The organism is Roseibium sp., assembly GCF_965233565.1.
GTDB lineage: Bacteria > Pseudomonadota > Alphaproteobacteria > Rhizobiales > Stappiaceae > Roseibium.
The window spans coordinates 5,259,784-5,274,429 of record NZ_OZ247494.1 but is presented as its reverse complement, the minus strand read 5'-3'; the positions used below and the strand labels follow the sequence as shown (position 1 = coordinate 5,274,429).

Sequence of the window (14,646 nt, the reverse complement as noted above, 5' to 3'; positions counted from 1 at the left end):
TCAAGGGAATTGAGCAGCGGCCCCTGATCTTGAAAAGCTCATGGCCGGCCCCAACGACGGAAACCAGACTTCATGAAGACCATCTATCTCGCCGCCGCCATCATCGGCACACTCCTCCCCTGGTCCTTCTTTGCCGGTTTTCTTGCGCAAAACGGCATCGACCTGCCCGTGTTCCTTGCGCAGATCTTTGCCAACGGGCCGGCAACAGGTTTCACAGTTGATCTTCTGATTTCCTGTGCCGTCTTCTGGATCTGGTCTTTTCGGGATGCGCGAGAAAACAACGTGGCTGGCTGGTGGCTGACCATCCCGGCGATCTGGCTGGTTGGACTGTCGCTTGGCCTGCCGCTCTATCTGTGGCTGAGGGAGCGGGCCCTGGAGAAACAGCCCGGCCCTATCCACGCCTGAAACAGGCAATGACCGGCGCTTCAGAGACATTCCGTTACACTTTTGCGGAAGAGGCGCTGTTGCCGCCCGGGCTTCAGATGCCTAGCCTGTCAGAGCTTTCAAGTTCTGGAGTTGCTCATGATCCGCACCGGCCTTGCTGCAGTCGCAGCGCTTTTGCTGCTTTCAGGAACCCACAACGCCCAGGCGTCTCCGCCCGACCTGAAGACACCTGCCCCGGTGATCTTTCTGGCGGACAATCTGGATGAAAACCAGAAGCTCGGCTTCTGCATCGACACCGTCGGCCGCGGCCTGTCGGACCGCCTGCATGCCCATTCCTGCAAACCGCAAGGCGGTGATGTCCAGTTTCTCTATGACCCGAAATCCGGCCAGATCCGCTCTGCAACATTCGAGAACCTCTGCGCGGAACTGCTGCAACCGGCCGCAGCCGGTGTAAGTCTCGGTCTTCTTAACTGCTCAGATACGCCGCTGCAGGCCTTCACCTACGATGTGGGCAAGCTTGAGTTTCACCCGAAGGGAGCCACCGAGCTTTGCCTGGCAAGCCCTGGCGAAACACGTCAGGCAGGCCCGTTCGTGTCCCGCGACCTGGCTCTTGCCGATTGCACGTCAACACCGGCGCCACAGAAACAGTGGGTGATCCAGGAGTAAGCCGCCTTTTGAGCGGTCCTGTCCGGCTCCTCTCGGCCCCGCTCACCAGACGCTGCGCAAAACCGAAAAAGGCGGCCCGATCGGGCCGCCTTTTCCAGTTTCGGTGTTTGCCGCTTCGCTTAACGCGTCAGCGGCTTGTACTTGATCCGGCGCGGGTCGGCGGCATGGGCTCCCAGGCGGCGGACCTTGTCCTTTTCGTAGTCTTCGAAGTTGCCTTCGAACCACTCCACGTGGCTGTCGCCTTCGAAGGCCAGCATGTGGGTCGCCAGACGGTCGAGGAACATACGATCGTGGCTGATGACTACGGCGCAGCCGGCGTAATTTTCCAGCGCATCCTCGAGAGCAGCCAGGGTTTCGGTGTCGAGATCGTTGGTCGGCTCATCGAGCAGCAGCACGTTGGCGCCCTTTTTCAGAACCTTGGCGAGGTGAACGCGGTTGCGCTGACCACCGGAGAGGTCGCCGACCTTGGCCTGCTGAGCCGGGCCCTTGAAGTTGAAGGACGAGCAATAGGCGCGCGAGTTGATTTCCTTGTCGTCGAGATAGATCACCTCGGCACCGCCGGAAATCTCTTCCCAGACCGTCTTGTTCGGGTCGAGCGCATCACGGGACTGGTCGACATAACCGAGCTGGACGCTGTCGCCGATGGTGACATTGCCGCTGTCCGGCTTTTCCTGGCCGGTCAGCATCTTGAACAGGGTCGATTTACCGGCGCCGTTCGGGCCGATGACACCGACAATGCCGCCGCGCGGCAGCTTGAAGGACAGGTTGTCGATCAGAAGCCGGTCTTCAAAGCCCTTGGAAACACCTTCCAGGTCGATGACGTTGGCGCCAAGGCGCTCTCCGACCGGGATGAGGATCTGCTCGATGGACGGCTGCCGCTCTTCCTGCATGGCGACCAGGTCCTGATAGGCCTTGATACGGGCCTTGGATTTGGTCTGACGACCTTTGGGTGACATGCCCATCCACTCGCGCTCGCGCGAAATCGCCTTGGAGCGGGCCATGTTCTCGCGGCCTTCCTGCTCCATACGCTTGGTCTTCTTTTCCAGATAGACCGAGTAGTTGCCTTCGTACGGGATGCCCTGACCGCGGTCGAGCTCCAGGATCCAGCCGGTGACATTGTCCAGGAAGTAGCGGTCGTGGGTGATGATCAGGACGGAGCCCTTGAACTCTCTGAGATGCCGTTCCAGCCAGTGGACGGTTTCAGCGTCCAGGTGGTTGGTCGGTTCGTCGAGAAGCAGGAGATCCGGTTCGCTGAGGAGCAGTTTACAAAGCGCGACACGGCGGCGCTCACCGCCGGAAAGGTTCTCAACGCTGCTGTCAGACGGCGGGCAGCGCAGGGCTTCCATCGCCATTTCCACCTGGCTTTCCAGATTCCACAGGTCCTGGGCGTCGATTTCGTCCTGAAGCTGGGCCCCTTCCTCGGCGGTCTCGTCCGAGTAGTTCATCATCAGCTCGTTGTATCGGTCGAGCTTGGCCTGCTTGTGGGCGACACCTTCCATGACGTTTTCCATCACCGTCTTGGAATTGTCGAGCTGAGGCTCCTGCGGCAGGTAGCCGACCTTGGCGCCTTCTGCCGCCCAGGCTTCGCCGGAATATTCCTTGTCGATACCGGCCATGATCTTCAAGAGCGTCGACTTACCAGCCCCGTTCGGACCCAGGATGCCGATCTTGGCGTCCGGGTAAAAGGACAGATGAATGTTGTCGAGGACCTTCTTGTCGTTATAGGCCTTGGACAGGCCATGCATGTGATAAATGAACTGGCGCGCCATGGGGCTCCGCTTCTCCACTAAAGCTGACGGGATTCTTTGGAATTCTGCCGGGTCTTTTAGGGGAGTTTTGACCGTGGGGCAATGGGGGGAATCGTATTGAAATCGACTTAAATGCGAGTATCTCTATCAGTCATTAACTGCGCAATTGCAATTACTCCGCCTCCCTCACCAACTTCCAATCTGAGCAACACGTGCCTCAAATTCTTCTCCGCAATCGACAACCAATTTCCGACCGTTTTTGCTCGTTGATCAGTCACTTATTCACTAGCAAGTATTACAGACCAATTCCGACAACCAAAATATTTGGGAATAACGTTGCTCATTTTGCAGTAAGCACCGGCTGCGATGTCTGCAATTGCAACCAAGTCTTCAGACCAATATGGCGCATCCTCAAGCTCAGTTGTTGTGAAGTAATGTGGTGCAGGTTTCGACCAATTTGAAATTCCAAAATTAATCAAAGACGCCATCTTGCCAAAATCTTCTCGTTTTTCATGGCTGTCTAAAGTCTCATCATGGTCACTAACCCAGAACGAAGTTTGTGCTTCCTTGCGAAAACAAGATAAAATCATTGCTTGAAAGCTTGCGAGTCTAAACATTTTTTCTGCGGTTCCGAGATTAATACCAGCACTAAAACAGTCTGGAAACGCTTCCACTATTGAATCAGGACCACCAGCAATGAAGGATTTAATCTCATTCGAAACCAGTATCGTTATAAGATTACCTTTGAGTTCGCCTGAAAGTGTCAAGAAATGCGGCAGGCTTTTCCAACGAACGTTTTCATTTAATTTCTTGAACGAAAGCCTGCGCCCATCTGGGAGCCATTGTCTTCGGAATTCCGCCAATTGCCCCAACCACTCGACGAAAAATACATCACTCGTCACAATAAACGAGTAGGCTTCGTGGCTGGCCCCTTTGTGCTGCCCCGAATAATCACTACCGACTATTAGGTCCCCTTCCACCAAGGGAAAAAAAACATCTTCTACTTTTTTTTCTAAATTTTGTATTGAATCGCTAATTATCCTTAGATAGCCAGCTTCTGCTACTTCAATAGGTTTCCATGTAGGTTTTCTCGCCATTTACCACTGCTCGACAGAAAGGCTTTGCGGTGACGCTCCAGCCAAAGCCTTCGTCGCACCACAACGCGGCCGGAGCAGGTTAAGGCAACACTACTGATTTTCGAACAACGTATCAAAATCCGGATTGCGCCTCTTTTTGCAGGCCGCTTCCGCCTGCTTCACCTTTTCCGCATCCACGGCAATTGCTTTGCGCAGGGCCTGATCGAATGCCTCCGGGCGCAGGCTTTCAGCCGAGGATTCTGCGGCAATCGCCGTGATCTGAGCGCCGGTGCGTTCGTACAGGCGCTCTTCTAACGCGGCCCACCGGCCTTGGTTCTCACAGTGGAAGACAGCTCCCGAACAGGTGCAGCGCGTCTTGGGCTTCGAACGAACGTCCAGCGTGTCGCGTGTGTGAAAGACAGGAACGTTGCCGTCCAGTCCGATCACTCTGGATCCCGGCGTATAGGCGGCAATCACGACGGCCCGGATGCCAGGGTCTCTTCTAAAGGTCCAGTCGATGGCCTCGTAGGAATCCAGCCAGACCACCGCCCCTTCAAGGTGCTCCGAGAGGTCGATATTGACGGATAGGTCTTTTGATCTACTCCCGTAGAGCCCGAAATAGACGAGGTCGCGCGGGCGCTGCTGCAGGGCAGTGAATTGGCTTGCCAGCTCGTTTGCCGAGAACAGCCGGATTTTGTCCTGGATCGTGACCTTGAATTCGACCGTGTGCCAATTGTTGATGTGAAAGACTTCAACAAGGTGTTCGCCGGGTGCAAATGCATGTTCGAACTCCGCGTTCGAACCGCCCTCATAGACAACGGTTCCGTTGATCTTGATCCGCGTTTTTGCGTGCCCCTGGCTGACCTGGACCAGCTTGGTGACCGGTCTGTCAAACGACACAAAGCCGCTCCAGGAGGCCGCAAATCTATTGGCCTTGATTCCCTGAAACCCGTCGTGCCCATCGAACTGGATGGCAATGCTGGGAACCGTCTCGCGGATCTTGTGCGGATTGTCGACCGTTCTGTCGAAATAGACCGCATCGAAGGGACCCACGAGCCCCTCTTCATTGGCCTGCGCGTTCACTGTGGAGACCGGCATCAGCAAGGCAATGCAGATACAAACCGTCGAAACTGCAGCGACAATGCTGCCCAGGAACCTATTGACCATAGCCACCACCAAACAACCCTAAAGTGCATCACTTGGTATCACATCATTTGTGACAGTTTGGTTGACGTCTTGACCCGGTGCCCTTTTCCACTGGATTTTCTGGGCGCCACCTGCGGCAGGTCGGCAAGCCAGTGCGGGAGACGTGCCGGTTCCTCGCTGTTCCCATTCACCGTCAGCCCCTCACGCGCCTCCAGCGTTTCCGGTGTCTTCACCTGCCAGGCAAGGCCAAGCCGTTCAAGGGTTTTCACCAGCCACCAGCCCGGATCTGTCTGACCCGGCAAAATCCCCAGCTTCGCGGAGTTCGGGAACGCGTGATGGTTTTCGTGGAAGGCTTCTCCGAACGTGACAAGGCCGAGCCTCGGCAGATTGTAGCCCTGAACGCAAGCACCTTCGATGAAGAGCAGGTGGTCCTTTGGCTGATGCGCAAAATAACCGACCAGCCAATGCCCGATGAGAGACACCGAGACACGGCAACACACACCCCAGACCACAAAGGGCAGACCGCCAAGGAGATAAAGCGGCACGGCAATGACAAGCTGTTGCGCCATCCAGGTGGCTTCGACGGACCGGTAAAACGGGTCGCTGGCGACTGCGTCTTCGATTGTGAACCGGGGTTCCTTCTTCAGCTTGATGCCGCAACAAAGCTGCCACCAGGCATCATTCCAGAAGCCGGACCGGTGGGAAAAGAAATCATGACAGTCTGGCTGGCGCTGGCCCCAGTCACGAAAATCGTGCAGCCGGATCATGCCGAACGGACCGGCCATGCCCACCAGGACACCGAGATAGACCAGAAACCGCTCAATGGCCCGGTGGGTTCGGAAGGAGCGGTGGATCAGGAGCCGGTGCATGCCAACCGAATGGCCACCGCAGATCGTGATCGCGGTCAAAATGGCAAAGACGGCAACAGCAGCGGGCGTTGCCGTCAATGGGCCGGCCACCAGAGCGGCGGCCGTCATGCCGCCGATCCAGATGGCCTTGACGGGTTTGAAGACGACCTCGCCTTCTACCGGATTGGCGCCACCATCGGACGAAACGCGCTCCGTCGAGACGGCCTTCATCGAGGGATATGGAACTGAAGACATGATACTCCCCTCCTTCCCGGCAAACGGGCGCAGGTTCTCACCTTCCGGAGACCTCTCCGAAAGCATGCTGGTTTGGTTCGTGACGGATCCGCCGTGACCGGTGGGTGCTTGCCTTTGGAACAGACGTCCACTATTTAGGCTGTAAGCTAATTACCATCTGTTAGATAATTAGGCAACCGCCTAATTGCTATTTTGAATCGTCCAGGAACCGGAGCGCAGAAAATGAGTGACCTGCAGGAGTCTCTGAACGCGGCAGAGTCCGGCGGCATCCAGAAAATATTCGAGGCCCTTGCTTCCGCGCCGCGGCGTAAGATCCTGGCCTATCTGTCCCACAGCTCGTTGACCGCCGGCGAAATCGCCGACCGTTTCGACATGTCGAAACCGTCGATTTCCCAACACCTTGGTGTATTGGAAAGTGCGGGACTGGTGCGCAAGGAAAAGCGCGGCCAGTATGTGCACTATTCCATCGTGCAGGAAAGCCTGACCAACACACTCAACAGCTACGTTCAGGAAGTCTGCCCTGTGTCCCGACCTCTCAAGAAGGAAAGCGCAGCCTTGAAGGACAGGAACGAAGAGCAAGGCACCTAAGACCGTGCGACTTTCAGCACTCCACGACTGAAAAGCTGTTCTCTTTCCGATCACCAAACAACATGTCGCGACTGGCTAAACACGATTGGTAGATCATGTCACCGGCTGGGCACCTTCTGCCGCCAACAGAACCACGATCTTCAGTGATTTCAGCAGCTGGTCCAGCTCGTCACGGGTCTTGGCTTCTGTCTTGAAGCCCATGACGACCGCAACGATGAACCTTGCCATATCCGCCGGGGACTGACCCGTCGCACCAATTTGCCGTGTGTAAGGCACAAGGAGACTGCCGATCAGCTCTTTGTGCAGCTGATGCGACTGGAGAATGGCGTCCCTTCCTGCTTCGTTGTGACCGGCAACCAGGTCGGCCGCATCCGAGGAGGACTGCAGCAACTCAAATGACTTCACCACCGTCTCGGCGAAGTAAACCTCAAGCTGTTCACCGAGCGAACTGCATTCCGGCAGCAGAGACCGAACCCGCTCCAGGTTGCGTCCGGTAATGTAGCGGATGGACGCGACGATGAGATCGTCCTTGCCTCCAAAGGAGGCATAAAGCGTCTGGCGCGAGACATCCGCCTCAGAAGCGATGTCCGCCATCGTTGTTTTGCGGGCCCCGTAGCGCACGAACACGCGAATGGCGGCTTCGATGATCTTCTTTTCAGTTTCCGACATGGCTGTCTTTTCAGTGTCTTGGGAATGTCAGTTAGACAGATCTGATCACTTTGTAAACTTTTTTCTGACAGATAACTTGACATTTTATGTATGAATGTAAATCTAAAAAGGGCGAAGGAAAATTTTTTGACAAGAATTGAAGAGGCAAAACATGGCCCAAACTGTTCTCATCACCGGCTGCTCGAGCGGATTTGGACAACTGGCGGTCAGAACGTTCAGCGCAAATGGCTGGAACGTGATGGCCACGATGCGTGCACCAGAAAAAGATACCGACCTGAGAGACCTGCCCGGTGTTGCTCTGGTGCGTCTCGACGTGACCGACACCGCCAGCATTCAAGCAGCTGTCACGGAAACCGTGCAGCGCTTCGGCTCAATCGATTGCCTGGTCAACAATGCGGGCTATGGCGGTCATGCCCTTTTCGAACAATTCGACGATGCGGCCATGCGGGCGATGTTTGAAACCAACGTCTTTGGCCCGGTCAATACCATGCGCGCAGTGCTGCCAATGATGCGCAAGCAGGGCCACGGCACCATTGTCAACGTGTCTTCCATGGCCGGATTGCTGGGGCTGCCGGGCAATGCTTTTTATTCTGCCAGCAAGTTCGCGTTGAACGGGCTTTCGGAGGGAATGGCCTTGGAGTGCGAAGCGTTCGGTGTCCGGGTTCATGTTGTCGAGCCGGGCGCTTACCCGACCACTCGTTTCGGTGCCAACACGGACAATGCTTTAGACGTCGGTGATGATCAGGTAGCCGGATATTCCAGGAAACTGCGTGCGCATATCGAAGCGTTGGGAGAGCAAATGGCGCAACAGGGTGGAGACCTGGCGGACCCTCAGGAGGTCGCCGATGCCATCTATTCCTGCGCGACATCAAAGGATGCCCCCATTCACAACCCGACCGGAGCAGACGCCCGGATGCTGGACAGCATGATCCAGTCCGCTCCGTCGCGACAGGCATTCTTGGAGCAGATGCGCACGATGCTGCTGCCCCAGGCCTAATCCTGACTCCCCCAAACACTTCAAAGGAACCATTCAATATGTTTGGCAACATGATTTCAGACATGATGGTCAAGCCGTTTCAGTCCCCTCTCTTTGACGACCCGGCGAACTATGGCCTCGACCATGACAACGTTGAATTCAAAACAAGCGATGGGGTTACCCTGCGCGGCTGGCTCATCAAGGGCGGCACGGACCGGGTGATCGTGCAAAGCCACTTTGGCGTCCAGTGCAATCGGGCAGGCTACTGCCCGAAGGGCAAGGGTCTGATCAAACCCTGGAAGACAAACATCTCATTTCTGCGCCAGGCTAAATTTTTGGCCGACCAAGGCTATTCCGTTTTGATGTATGACCTGCGCGGCCATGGAGAGAGCGACGCCGGCCCGACCCCGTGGGTTACCTGGGGCCCGGAAGAAGCCAAGGACGTTCTGGCCGCAGTGGATTACATCGGCAACCGACCCGGTTTCCAGGGAGCAAAGATCGGTCTCCTGTCAATCTGCATGGGTGCAGGCGCAACGACCTATGCCTACGGAATGGAAGACGGCATGAGTGCGCGTCAAAACGTGAAAGCCATGGTTGCTGTCCAGCCTCTGCTTTACAACTACTTCCTCGATGCGTTCGGAATGCCTGGCTTTCTCCGCCGTGCAGGTGGCAAGGTAACCCAAAGCCGTATCGGATATGATCTTGGAGACCGGTCCTTCCTCAACGACGTGGGAAAAATATCCATGCCAACGCTCGTCGTCCAGAACAAGAACGACCCCTGGACCAACCTGGACATGGTCAAGGCCTATTATGACGGTTTGACCTGCGACAAGGAGATGATGTGGCTCGACATCGAAAAAAACCGGTTCGCTGCCTATGACTACATCGGCCGCGAGCCCGCGTCCGTCACAAGCTGGTTTGACCGGCATCTGTGAGACAGCCAGGACAATCCATAATGATCACTGTGCTGAAATGGGGCGCCGGTTCAACCGCGCTCCTGCTTCTACTCTTTGCCACACTAGCACTGACCGGACGCAAAACTTTCCACACCGAGATCCATATACCCGCTTCGCCGGAGATTGTCTGGGAAGTGCTTATGGATACAAAAAGTTATCCCGCCTGGAATCCTGTCTTCATTGAGGTCGAAGGTTCCTATCGGAATGGGGCAAAGGTCGTCAACAAGGTTCAGTCCCCGGATGGGGTGCTCACCATCAAGGCCAGGATCTCCGAGTTCGTGCCTTTACGTAAGCTTCGCCAGCAAGGCGGCCTTTCAGGCCTCTTGACCTTCGACCATTCTTGGGAACTTGTGCCTGTAAATGGTGGAACAAGGCTGATCCAGCTTGAAATCGACCGAGGCGCTTATCTTTGGGTCTGGGATTCTTCTTGGGTTCAACCAGCCTATCAACAGACTTCGGCTGCTGTGAAGGAGCGCGTCTTGTTGCTATTGCATGGGTCTGATGAATGAAACACCCAACACGGTCATGGGCAAGAACATGAACAGGGCCAGGAGACAAAACCAGGTTGAACGACAGCTGACCCGTTGCCGCTTGCACGCGCCAGCTGCGCGGTTCTTTGCGCCTTGATTCCGCCAACCAAAAAGACAACACTACCCGCAGCACACTTATAGAGAGTGCCATCAGGACTGATGTGTGAGACGACCAGGCTTGCGCCGGATCGTCTGCACGGAGTGTCCCTTTAAGGATGCCCAACCTGGAGCACCGCTTGTTCTTGCGAAACGCCTATCATCGCAGACCATTCTTTGCGCTCGGCCTTGCCTGTTGTGCCGTCCTTGTTGCTGGCCTTGTCTTTTTTGGGCATATGACTGGGCAACCGGACCCAGCGTCGTCTGCCCCGGTTCTTGGCATAGAGGCTCCCTTCGATGCCCGGCTGCAACATGCGCTCAGCAAGATCGCCGATGCCAACCTTCCCGTTGTTGTCGGCGTGTCTCACAAGGGAGGTCCCATTCGCATTCAGGAGTTTGGCAGCCTTGACGAAGACTGGATCGATCCGGAAACGATGCAGATCGACATCAATTCCGTGACCAAGACGGTGACCGCCGTCATGACTGCAAAGCTGGTTGACGACGGCAAGGTCCGGTTTGACGAGACACTTTCGGAGATTTTTCCGGACGTTCCGGAGGACAAGGCAGGGATTACCCTGCACCAGCTGCTCACACATTCAGCCGGCTTGGTCGAGGCCGTTGGAGACGACGAGGAACCGGTCGATCGGCAGGAGTTTCTCGAACGGGTTTTTCGCAGCAAACTGCAGTCGCCCCCCGGTGAGGCCTACGCCTATTCCAACGTCGGATATGGCCTCGTTGCTGCAATCATCGAGCTGCGGTCCGGCAAAATCTACGAAGAGTATCTGCAGCAGGATGTTCTGTCCGGACTCGGATTTGAGAACACCGGATATCTCAACGTCTATGACAAAACCCGGTCGATCAGGACGAAGAATGGCCAGGACATATGGGAAGCCAGCTGGGGCGGACACGCCCCTTTCTGGAACCTGATCGGAAACGGCGGTCTGCTCTCCACGGTTCCGGAGATGCTTCGGTTCCGCCGCGCCGTCCTAGAGGGGAAAATCGTTCAATCGGAAACACTTGCCGCAATTCACACTGCCCATATTTCAGAAGACGAGGACGCTGTCAGCCACTACGGTTATGGACTGGTCGTGCAGGATGTCAAAGGGATCGGGCGGGTCTATTGGCATGATGGCGGCAACGATCTGTTTTCCGCCCAGTGGGGCGACTATGCCGATCAGGGAGACCTGATCTTCGTCGCCGGTCTGGACGACGACCTCGGCAACGCCTTTGAAGCGATGCAGATACTGGAGACCTATCTCTACGGCCGAAAGGACGGGTGAGCCGGACCGATCCACAAGCTGACAAAGTTCCGAAGTTTGACTTTCCCTCCGCTTCGTTTTTTGTATTTTCACGGCTCCATGTCGCTCTTCTCAGTCTTCCCGCCACCGGATCCCTTTCATGACCATCGATATCCTGATGCCCCGCCCGATGCTGCCGATCGTTCAGGAACAGCTTGACGCGCGCTACACCGTGTACCGGCTCTATGAGGCGGAAGACCCGGACGCGATGCTGGCGGAGATCGGGCCAAAGGTCCGCGGCATCGCCATGGCCTTCGGGCCGGTCAACGCCGCACTGCTCTCCAAACTCCCGAATGCGGAGATCCTCTCCAGCTTCGGTGTCGGCTATGACCATATCAACACCGACGATTGCCTTGCAGCCCAGGTGATGGTCACCCACACGCCGGACGTGCTGACCGAGGAAGTCGCCGACACCGCCCTCGGACTGATGTTGATGACGGTGCGCGAATTCGGCCAGGCGGAAAGGTGGCTGCGGCAGGGCAACTGGGAAGCAAAGGGTCCCTACCCGCTGACCCAAGGAACGTTGCGCGGCCGTACACTCGGCATTTTCGGGCTAGGCCGGATTGGCAAGGCCATCGCTGCACGTGCGGAGGCCTTTGGCATGTCCATCCGTTACTTTGGTCGCCGCAGACAGGACGATGTGACCTATCCCTACCATGAACGCCTGGTCGACCTTGCAAAGGCCTGCGACACGCTGATGGTGGTCGCGCCCGGCGGGCCTGAGACACATCACGCGGTCAATGCGGACGTTCTGGAAGCCCTTGGCTCCAACGGAATCATCATCAATGTCGGTCGCGGCACGGTCGTCGACGAAGCTGCCCTGACCGAGGCACTCAAAGCCGGCACTATTCAGGGTGCCGGCCTGGATGTTTTCGAAGCCGAGCCACATGTGCCGCCGGCGCTCCTGGAGCTCCCGCGCGTTACCGTGCTTCCCCATGTCGGCTCAGCGTCCCAGGCAACCCGCAACGCCATGGGCCAGCTGGTGGTCGACAATCTGAATGCCTGGTTCGAGACGGGCAAGGCAGTCACGCCGGTTCCGGAGATGGGTGGCTAGCCGATCACTTCGCCGATCAGGATCTGTGGCTTGGTGTTGGTATAGTTCGGAATGTCCTCTAGAACCGGGCCGGCGGCCTGCATCGCAAGCGACAGTTTCTCCTGGTTTTCAAACACCATCGTTGCGATCGCATAAAAGTCCGGCGGCGTATCTGGGCCGCCCGCCACGCCTTTTGACGCCTGAACCATCAAGAGAAACGGACCCATATGTTCGTTGACCAGCGGCATATGCGTGGCGCTGTAATAGTCGTGATCGAAGGTGGTATCAGGTAGGATCGGATAAAGAACTTGTAGAGAAACGGCCATCATTGCCTCCCGGTTGCACCGGTTCCGGACTGGACCCGATGCAACCCATTCGAACGGGAAGTCCTGACGGCGTCAACTCAGGACCGTGCCCGTCAGGGCGCGAGGCTTGCCGCCAGCGCCCGGCCGATATCGGCGATGGCCGCATTGCGGGCTTTGAAGGAGGCTGCGGTCTGGGTGATGTAGATCGCGATCACCACCGGCTTGCGTCCGTCCGGCCAGATCACCGCGATGTTGTTGCGCGAGCCGTTGGCACCGGCACCCGTCTTGTCGGCAATGCGCCAGCCCTCCGGCAGGCCCGCACGCAAGGTCGCGTCGCCGACCTTGTTGCCGATCAGCCATTCTGTCAGCAGCCGGCGTTCGGCGTCGGGCAAGGTCTCTTCCAGGACCAGTTTTTTCAAGGTTTCAGCCGCAGCATTTGGACTGGTCGTGTCTCGTGCGTCCCCCGGAATGCCGCTGTTGCTTTCGGGTTCCCACCGATCAACACGGGTCACCTCATCGCCAATACTGCGCAGATAAGCCGTTACGGCCTCAGGCCCACCAAGCTCTTTCATCACCAGGTTGGCAGCGGCATTGTCACTGATGGTCACCGTCGTCGCGCACAACTCGCGAAGCGTGACGGGGGCGCCGTCGACCTTCTCCTTGGCGACCGGCGAATAGGACACGATATCGCTCTGGCGAATAACAATCGCCCGGTCCGGATCAACTGCCCCCTTCGCCCCTGCATCCAGGAACGCCGCGCACAGGAAGGTCTTGAACGTACTGTTGGTCGGGAACCTCTCGTCCGCCCGGTTCTGCCACCTGGTGTCCGTTTCAAGATCGATAACGGAGACACCAACGCGGGCAGACAGACGTTTTTCGGCATCGAGCACAGCGGATGCCAGGGGCGTTGCAACGAAGTCGGCCGCTCTGACGGCCTCAAAGGGTATCGACAAGGACAGTCCGGCAAGGACGGCACTTGCAAGGGCAATGTTTCGGGTCAATCGCAACATTAGGATCGTCTCTCCTGGTTTGGTCAGATCTGCTGTCGCCCGGTTGCCCCCCGGGGCGGTCGCAGAAGCAGGATCAACGTGCCGTTGCCATAGATATTACGCAAATGATGATTACTCCGGTCTGACATGAAAAAAACTTGGCCATATTGAGAGTTCCATGGATGTTTCCCAGCTGCCGCTCAACGCGCTTCGCGCCTTTGAGGCCTCCGCCCGGCTGACAAGCTTCACCCGCGCCGGGCTCGAGCTGCACGTTTCTCAAACCGCAATCAGCCACCAGGTGAAAGCATTGGAAGACCTGCTCGGCATCACGTTGTTCGAACGCCTTCCGCGCGGCGTCGCCCTGACAGACGAGGGCCAGGCCCTGCTCCCGGTGTTGACGGATGCCTTTCAGCGAATGCGGGCCGCGCTCAGCCGCATCGAAGATGGAAACTATCAGGAAGTGCTGACACTGGGCGTCGTCGGCACATTCGCCACCGGCTGGCTGCTCGCCCGTGTTCCCGACTTCTCCCGCCAGCACCCGCATATCGATTTGCGGCTGAAGACCAACAACAACCGGGCCGACATCCTTGCCGACGGCCTGGATTGTTTCATCCGCTTCGGAGACGGCGCCTGGCACGGCACCAACGCCCTGCACCTGATGGATGCACCGTTTTCACCGGTTTGCACGCCGGAAACAGCCGAAAGACTGAAGACGCACGCGGATCTGCTTGGCGAACCACTGCTGCGCAGCTACCGGATGGACGAATGGTCGAGATGGTTCCAGAGCGTTTCCCTGACACCGCCTCAGGCACGAGGATGGATGTTCGACAGTTCCCTGACCATGGCGGAAGCCGCCGCGCAAGGCGCAGGTGTTGCACTGGTGCCGGTCTGCATGTTCGAAAACGATCTTCGGTCCGCGCGGCTGGTGCAGCCTTTCAGGGCGAGCGTTTTGACCGGCAGCTACTGGCTGACCTGGTTGAAGTCCCGCGAGGAAAGCGCCGCAATGACACAGTTTCGAACCTGGCTTCAGGGAGTGATGGAAAGCTAGCCTTTCACCACTCCAGTGTGCCTCTGCAACGGGGG

16 protein-coding genes are annotated in these 14,646 nt (G+C 57.2%); 9 read left to right on the top strand and 7 right to left on the bottom strand.

Annotated elements, in window-relative coordinates; translation table 11 throughout:
- The first annotated feature begins 72 nt into the window (after nt 1-72).
- Nucleotides 73-405 carry a DUF2834 domain-containing protein gene (locus tag ACO6TG_RS24010; RefSeq protein ID WP_422375506.1) on the top strand — a complete coding sequence of 111 codons (333 nt, stop codon included), beginning with the start codon at nt 73-75 and terminating at the stop codon, nt 403-405.
- A 117-nt stretch (nt 406-522) separates the two neighbouring features.
- Nucleotides 523-1,050 (top strand): ricin-type beta-trefoil lectin domain protein, encoded by a 528-nt coding sequence (locus ACO6TG_RS24005; RefSeq protein WP_422375505.1) that lies wholly within the window; start codon nt 523-525, stop codon nt 1,048-1,050.
- 119 nt (nt 1,051-1,169) lie between these two features.
- Here the strand turns inward: ACO6TG_RS24005 and ettA are convergent, their stop codons facing one another.
- The 4 genes from ettA to ACO6TG_RS23985 all read right to left on the bottom strand — a co-directional run bounded on the left by ettA (nt 1,170) and on the right by ACO6TG_RS23985 (nt 6,099).
- Nucleotides 1,170-2,819: an energy-dependent translational throttle protein EttA gene (ettA, locus tag ACO6TG_RS24000; RefSeq protein WP_422375504.1), complete on the bottom strand. Its 1,650-nt coding sequence runs from the start codon at nt 2,817-2,819 to the stop codon at nt 1,170-1,172.
- A 257-nt stretch (nt 2,820-3,076) separates the two neighbouring features.
- Complete coding sequence (locus ACO6TG_RS23995) at nt 3,077-3,895, bottom strand: hypothetical protein (RefSeq protein ID WP_422375503.1); 819 nt, start codon at nt 3,893-3,895, stop codon at nt 3,077-3,079.
- A 90-nt stretch (nt 3,896-3,985) separates the two neighbouring features.
- Nucleotides 3,986-5,041, bottom strand: coding sequence for a hypothetical protein (locus tag ACO6TG_RS23990; RefSeq protein ID WP_422375502.1), 1,056 nt, complete (start codon nt 5,039-5,041; stop codon nt 3,986-3,988).
- 38 nt (nt 5,042-5,079) lie between these two features.
- Nucleotides 5,080-6,099: an acyl-CoA desaturase gene (locus tag ACO6TG_RS23985; protein ID WP_422378943.1), complete on the bottom strand. Its 1,020-nt coding sequence runs from the start codon at nt 6,097-6,099 to the stop codon at nt 5,080-5,082.
- A gap of 246 nt (nt 6,100-6,345) precedes the next feature.
- Between ACO6TG_RS23985 and ACO6TG_RS23980 the strand changes: the two genes are divergently transcribed.
- Nucleotides 6,346-6,711 carry a metalloregulator ArsR/SmtB family transcription factor gene (locus ACO6TG_RS23980; RefSeq protein ID WP_422375501.1) on the top strand — a complete coding sequence of 122 codons (366 nt, stop codon included), beginning with the start codon at nt 6,346-6,348 and terminating at the stop codon, nt 6,709-6,711.
- A 93-nt stretch (nt 6,712-6,804) separates the two neighbouring features.
- Here the strand turns inward: ACO6TG_RS23980 and ACO6TG_RS23975 are convergent, their stop codons facing one another.
- Entirely contained in the window at nt 6,805-7,380 is a 576-nt protein-coding gene (locus tag ACO6TG_RS23975) for a TetR/AcrR family transcriptional regulator (protein WP_422375500.1), read from the bottom strand.
- Nucleotides 7,381-7,531: 151 nt separating this feature from the next.
- On the opposite strand from ACO6TG_RS23975, the gene ACO6TG_RS23970 reads away from it, so the two are divergent.
- The 5 genes from ACO6TG_RS23970 to ACO6TG_RS23950 all read left to right on the top strand — a co-directional run bounded on the left by ACO6TG_RS23970 (nt 7,532) and on the right by ACO6TG_RS23950 (nt 12,290).
- Nucleotides 7,532-8,377: an SDR family oxidoreductase gene (locus ACO6TG_RS23970; protein ID WP_422375499.1), complete on the top strand. Its 846-nt coding sequence runs from the start codon at nt 7,532-7,534 to the stop codon at nt 8,375-8,377.
- Nucleotides 8,378-8,415: 38 nt separating this feature from the next.
- Nucleotides 8,416-9,291 carry an alpha/beta hydrolase family protein gene (locus tag ACO6TG_RS23965; RefSeq protein ID WP_422375498.1) on the top strand — a complete coding sequence of 292 codons (876 nt, stop codon included), beginning with the start codon at nt 8,416-8,418 and terminating at the stop codon, nt 9,289-9,291.
- A 20-nt stretch (nt 9,292-9,311) separates the two neighbouring features.
- The gene (locus tag ACO6TG_RS23960; RefSeq protein ID WP_422375497.1) at nt 9,312-9,821 is read left to right on the top strand and encodes an SRPBCC family protein; all 510 of its coding nucleotides are present in this window, start codon (nt 9,312-9,314) and stop codon (nt 9,819-9,821) included.
- Between the two features lie 257 nt (nt 9,822-10,078).
- On the top strand, nt 10,079-11,218 hold the full coding sequence (locus ACO6TG_RS23955; RefSeq protein WP_422375496.1) for a serine hydrolase domain-containing protein: 1,140 nt from the start codon (nt 10,079-10,081) through the stop codon (nt 11,216-11,218).
- Nucleotides 11,219-11,336: 118 nt separating this feature from the next.
- The gene (locus ACO6TG_RS23950) at nt 11,337-12,290 is read left to right on the top strand and encodes a 2-hydroxyacid dehydrogenase (RefSeq protein ID WP_422375495.1); all 954 of its coding nucleotides are present in this window, start codon (nt 11,337-11,339) and stop codon (nt 12,288-12,290) included.
- Here the strand turns inward: ACO6TG_RS23950 and ACO6TG_RS23945 are convergent.
- Together ACO6TG_RS23945 and bla are read right to left on the bottom strand one after the other, a co-directional pair.
- The gene (locus ACO6TG_RS23945; protein ID WP_422375494.1) at nt 12,287-12,595 is read right to left on the bottom strand and encodes an EthD family reductase; all 309 of its coding nucleotides are present in this window, start codon (nt 12,593-12,595) and stop codon (nt 12,287-12,289) included. The genes ACO6TG_RS23950 and ACO6TG_RS23945 overlap by 4 nt on opposite strands.
- Before the next feature lie 92 nt (nt 12,596-12,687).
- On the bottom strand, nt 12,688-13,584 hold the full coding sequence (gene bla, locus ACO6TG_RS23940) for a class A beta-lactamase (RefSeq protein ID WP_422375493.1): 897 nt from the start codon (nt 13,582-13,584) through the stop codon (nt 12,688-12,690).
- A gap of 157 nt (nt 13,585-13,741) precedes the next feature.
- Here bla and ACO6TG_RS23935 point away from each other — a divergent pair, with 157 nt between their 5' ends.
- The gene (locus ACO6TG_RS23935; protein WP_422375492.1) at nt 13,742-14,611 is read left to right on the top strand and encodes a LysR family transcriptional regulator; all 870 of its coding nucleotides are present in this window, start codon (nt 13,742-13,744) and stop codon (nt 14,609-14,611) included.
- Nucleotides 14,612-14,646 lie beyond the last annotated feature (35 nt).

Bases quoted from the DNA above. Each gene is read 5' to 3' on its own strand.
- ACO6TG_RS23985 (WP_422378943.1), bottom strand. From the start codon at position 6,099: ATGAAGGCCGTCTCGACGGAGCGCGTTTCGTCCGATGGTGGCGCCAAT.
- ACO6TG_RS23980 (WP_422375501.1), top strand. From the start codon at position 6,346: ATGAGTGACCTGCAGGAGTCTCTGAACGCGGCAGAGTCCGGCGGCATC.
- bla (WP_422375493.1), bottom strand. From the start codon at position 13,584: ATGTTGCGATTGACCCGAAACATTGCCCTTGCAAGTGCCGTCCTTGCC.
- ACO6TG_RS23990 (WP_422375502.1), bottom strand. From the start codon at position 5,041: ATGGTCAATAGGTTCCTGGGCAGCATTGTCGCTGCAGTTTCGACGGTT.
- ACO6TG_RS23995 (WP_422375503.1), bottom strand. From the start codon at position 3,895: ATGGCGAGAAAACCTACATGGAAACCTATTGAAGTAGCAGAAGCTGGC.
- ACO6TG_RS23965 (WP_422375498.1), top strand. From the start codon at position 8,416: ATGTTTGGCAACATGATTTCAGACATGATGGTCAAGCCGTTTCAGTCC.
- ACO6TG_RS24005 (WP_422375505.1), top strand. From the start codon at position 523: ATGATCCGCACCGGCCTTGCTGCAGTCGCAGCGCTTTTGCTGCTTTCA.
- ACO6TG_RS24010 (WP_422375506.1), top strand. From the start codon at position 73: ATGAAGACCATCTATCTCGCCGCCGCCATCATCGGCACACTCCTCCCC.
- ACO6TG_RS23945 (WP_422375494.1), bottom strand. From the start codon at position 12,595: ATGGCCGTTTCTCTACAAGTTCTTTATCCGATCCTACCTGATACCACC.
- ACO6TG_RS23975 (WP_422375500.1), bottom strand. From the start codon at position 7,380: ATGTCGGAAACTGAAAAGAAGATCATCGAAGCCGCCATTCGCGTGTTC.
- ACO6TG_RS23970 (WP_422375499.1), top strand. From the start codon at position 7,532: ATGGCCCAAACTGTTCTCATCACCGGCTGCTCGAGCGGATTTGGACAA.
- ACO6TG_RS23960 (WP_422375497.1), top strand. From the start codon at position 9,312: ATGATCACTGTGCTGAAATGGGGCGCCGGTTCAACCGCGCTCCTGCTT.
- ACO6TG_RS23950 (WP_422375495.1), top strand. From the start codon at position 11,337: ATGACCATCGATATCCTGATGCCCCGCCCGATGCTGCCGATCGTTCAG.
- ACO6TG_RS23935 (WP_422375492.1), top strand. From the start codon at position 13,742: ATGGATGTTTCCCAGCTGCCGCTCAACGCGCTTCGCGCCTTTGAGGCC.
- ettA (WP_422375504.1), bottom strand. From the start codon at position 2,819: ATGGCGCGCCAGTTCATTTATCACATGCATGGCCTGTCCAAGGCCTAT.